This window comes from Mycolicibacterium elephantis DSM 44368, assembly GCF_004014805.1.
Classification (GTDB): domain Bacteria; phylum Actinomycetota; class Actinomycetes; order Mycobacteriales; family Mycobacteriaceae; genus Mycobacterium; species Mycobacterium elephantis.
Window position 1 is genome coordinate 1 of record NZ_ATDN01000061.1, and the last position, 1,077, is coordinate 1,077.

The following is a 1,077-nucleotide window of genomic DNA, read 5'->3' on the forward strand; positions in this document are numbered from 1 at the left end:
TGTTCTTCGTGGGCAGGTTGTGAACGCGTAAGCGTTCGATGGGTGCCTTGCCTTTGATGCCGGTGTGGGGCCGGTGGTGATTGTAGTGATGGACCCATGCCTGGTAGGTCGCTGCTCGGGCTTCGTCGGTGAGGTAGGTCTGGGCGTAGGCCCATTCCTGGTTGAGGGTGCGGTTGAACCGCTCGACTTTGCCGTTGGTCTGTGGGCGGTACGGGCGGGTCTTCTTATGCTTGATGCCAGTACCCAGCGCTTGGGCGAAAAGCTTTGACCGATAACAGGAACCGTTGTCGGTCATCACGCGCTTGACGACGATGCCGTGCTCGAAGAAGTAGCGCTGGGCCCGTTGCCAGAACGCTGCGGCAGTTTCTTTGCGCTCATCGTCGAGGATCTCTGAGTACGCCAACCGGGAATGGTCATCAACGGCGTGGTGCAAAAACGCATAACCGCGGCCACGCTTCTTGTTGTTGCGGTTGCCCCGAGTGCGGCCCAGCTTGCGATGTCCACCTCCATCGGGGATCCGACCCAGCTTCTTGATGTCCACGTGCACCAGATCCCCCGGCGCTGAATGCTCATATCGACGCGGTCTCGCCCGGCGCACCGCCAGACCAGTGGCTTGGTCGAGGTCACGCAGCAGCGGCATCCGGTAACGGCGCAATACCGCCTGCACCGTTGAGCGGGACAGATGCAGGTGATAGGCGATCCGGTGCGGGCCCCACCGACGGGTAAAACGCAGGTTGATGATCCGCCGCTCGGTCTTCTGCGGGGTCTGGTTCGGGCTGACGTGTGGACGGCTGGAGCGATCGGCCATCGCCTCGACGCCGCCGGCCCGGTAGCGCTCGGCCCACTTCTTGGCCGTGGTCGGTGAGCATTGGAACCGCTCAGCAGCCCGGCGCAGCGCCCACCCCTGATCGACGACACAGCGAGCCAGCCGCAGTCGTCCCTTGGGGGTCAAAAAGGCATTAGCGTGAGACATGAGGACCTCTCGGTGATCGATGTGAGTGTGGTAACCACACCGATACCGGAGGTCCTCACCTACTTCCTCACGCCACGCCGTTCACAACCTGCCTGGTCATTACA

1 protein-coding gene is annotated in these 1,077 nt (G+C 62.3%); it reads right to left on the reverse strand.

The window, feature by feature from the left end:
- The coding region (locus MELE44368_RS23815) for an IS481 family transposase (RefSeq protein ID WP_128110751.1) at positions 1 to 973 on the reverse strand (973 nt) is incomplete at its 3' end.
- Positions 974 to 1,077: the final 104 nt, after the last annotated feature.